The organism is Methanosarcina spelaei (genome assembly GCF_002287235.1).
Taxonomy (GTDB): Archaea; Halobacteriota; Methanosarcinia; order Methanosarcinales; family Methanosarcinaceae; genus Methanosarcina; species Methanosarcina spelaei.
In genome coordinates, this window is record NZ_LMVP01000204.1 from 1 (window position 1) to 2,622 (window position 2,622).

The 2,622-nt window shown below is 35.5% G+C and carries 3 protein-coding genes; 2 read left to right on the top strand and 1 reads right to left on the bottom strand.

Annotation, left to right across the window (positions count from 1 at the left end):
- Nucleotides 1-50: 50 nt before the first annotated feature.
- The gene (locus tag ASJ81_RS10885) at nucleotides 51-518 is read right to left on the bottom strand and encodes a universal stress protein (RefSeq protein ID WP_245860061.1); all 468 of its coding nucleotides are present in this window, start codon (nucleotides 516-518) and stop codon (nucleotides 51-53) included.
- 826 nt (nucleotides 519-1,344) lie between these two features.
- Between ASJ81_RS10885 and ASJ81_RS23735 the strand changes: the two genes are divergently transcribed.
- Nucleotides 1,345-2,097 (top strand): hypothetical protein, encoded by a 753-nt coding sequence (locus tag ASJ81_RS23735; protein WP_245860062.1) that lies wholly within the window; start codon nucleotides 1,345-1,347, stop codon nucleotides 2,095-2,097.
- 47 nt (nucleotides 2,098-2,144) lie between these two features.
- The gene (locus tag ASJ81_RS23740; RefSeq protein ID WP_245860064.1) at nucleotides 2,145-2,558 is read left to right on the top strand and encodes a C39 family peptidase; all 414 of its coding nucleotides are present in this window, start codon (nucleotides 2,145-2,147) and stop codon (nucleotides 2,556-2,558) included.
- Nucleotides 2,559-2,622: the final 64 nt, after the last annotated feature.

Below are 2,622 nucleotides of genomic sequence, written 5' to 3' on the forward strand. Positions count from 1 at the left end.
GGAAATGCTAACATTCAGGTGTTTTAAAACATCAATCGGATAAAAATGGATTATCTATTTTTTCTTACAACCATAACAGGGACTTTTGAGTGCCGTACAACATTTACGGCAACGCTGCCTAAAAGCAGCCGATCAATTCCTGTTCTGCCAAGAGTGCCCATAACAATAATATCCATTTTTTCTTCTTCGGCGTAACGGATCAGCTCAGATGCAGGATGCCCTTCAAGCAAGATAGACTTTACATTGACATTTTCAAGCTCTCCTATTCCTTTTACATAATCCAGGGCTTTGCATCCTTCTCTCTTCAATTCTTCGCTCATTCTTTCCCATTCAAGATCCACAGCCATAGAAGAAAAATACTCCGTGGATACTACATAAACTGCATAAACCGTCCCTCCACTCAGCCTGGCAAGTTCTATCCCTTTATTGGCAGCAAGCCTTGAACAGACTGAGCCGTCAGTTGCAATCATTATTTTGTTAAAAGTAACGTTCTCTATGTTGACTCCCCACTTATTCATTCACCTGCAAGAAATATAACGCCATCGAATAACGCCATCAGACTTCAGAAAGTGAGGATGCCAGGTACTTTTTGATATGACAGTCCCAATGAGAAAGTTTTTGAAGTTGATAAGTCTCAACTGCTTTTAATGATGAAGTTCTGACACTTTTGCTGGTAATGAGAAAAATACAATGTTTATTTGGATCTTCGTTGTTTTGTGTGGATATCCTCACAATATCCTCATAAAACCCAATCCGGTCTTGAATTGAAAATCACATTATCCATAGGAAATGACGAAGAGCCGCTTGTTTTTAATCTAAATTTATAGTCTATAAAATAGTTTACAGGTTTATACAGAAAAGTGAACTTAACTGAATGAGATGATTTCTCAACTTGAAGCCTGTAAATCAAAGGAGAACACATTTAACAGGCGCACTTATTCACCCATATATTACAATTAGAGGATATATAAGTCTAAATTCGACATTAATTAATTTAGTTTAAACTTAAATAATTGTAAAATTATAAAATATTTTATATATTTATTACTGAATGTAGATTGAGACAGATGCTTATATAAAATACTTCCGGCCAAATTATCTAACTGTCAATATCAAGTAATAAGCTTATATCAAAATTAGTTCGAAAATCGAATTGTTAGATAGAATGGACAGAAAACTTATAAAATGTTAGGTATAAGGAATTTATGGAGTTCAAAAGTACTTTCCAGATCACCCGAACTCCATAAAGTATGCCCTAAGAGGCACAATTAAGTTAGCTTTGCTTTTATTTAAGGTTTAGCTTGCCTGATTCTGCCTCCTGGAGGATAAATAGGAGTATAAAATATGAAGTGTAATAAAAGTGGAACAGGTATACTTGTTTTAGCAATTCTGCTGGTTGGTATAGTGTTGATACCGGCCGCAGGTGCACAGAAAGAGGATAATTATTCTGTAACTGCAGAGAAAGCCTTTGAACACGCGAATGCACAGATGCTACATTTTATAGCAACCAACACAGATGGCTTTGAAAACTGGACAGAGGCATCTATTGATTCAAAACCATTGGAACTTTATGATATAAATGGCCAAAAATTGTATTATCAATTTTCAGTATATAAAAATGATAAGGTAATAGGTCAAATTTATATCGGTGCCAATAAAAAATTAGGGCAATCAGTCCGACTTGTTGAACTTACTCCAATTCCTTTTAAAATCACTGAAGCCATGGAAAAGTCAATAGAAATCGCCAAAAATGAATACCCAGATGGGGAAATCAAATCAACCGTTATGGTTGTATATGACTATCCTGAAATCGGGGCGATGACTGTAGTAAAAGACAAAACCACAGGAGATGAATATCGGATATTTGTAGATGCATACTCCCTTAATGAGGTTGAAGATAAACCAGCAACTGAAACCGAGCCTGGAGTTTGGTCAATGTATGAAAAGAAATCGAAGAACGAAATAGACGAGAACCTAAAAAAATGGCAAAATAGTGATGAACTTACTAAATCTATAGAGCAAGCAGCAAGTAATAATGGAATTAATATTAATCTGCCAGTCACTGAAGAAAATATTAAAAAACTCAGAAAACGATAGCTGTTCCTGCAGATGATTTTACTAAAGAAAAAATTCTCGATGTTCCCATATATACACAAAGTACCAGTTATTACTGCCAACCAGCAAGTGCCCAAATGCTTACCAAATACTACAATGATGTAAAGCCTTCCCAAAGTTCTATATATCAAATGATGAATGGAGTAGCTCCTAGTGGAGTTAATAATCCTAACGCATTACTTTATTATAAATCAAGTAGTGGAATGAATAAACCTAATTCCGTTAGTACGTCTACTGTCATTTATTGGGGTACAGTTGTTAATGAAATTGACGATCATGGGCCATTCAAGAGCGGGACATCTACTCATGCGCGAGTTTGCCGTGGATACCAAGACAATGGTTTTCTGACATCTTATTTGCGCATCAATGATCCTTGGCCGATCGGTCATGCTTATTGGGAAGCATTTGGTGAGGAGGATAACCGCATATATGTGAGGAGTTAAAACTCCTCATTTTTTAGGGGTAAAGTATATGAATAAAATTAAAAAGAAAATGGCTTTTTTTATC

Bases quoted from the DNA above. Each gene is read 5' to 3' on its own strand.
- ASJ81_RS10885 (WP_245860061.1), bottom strand. From the start codon at position 518: ATGAATAAGTGGGGAGTCAACATAGAGAACGTTACTTTTAACAAAATA.
- ASJ81_RS23735 (WP_245860062.1), top strand. From the start codon at position 1,345: ATGAAGTGTAATAAAAGTGGAACAGGTATACTTGTTTTAGCAATTCTG.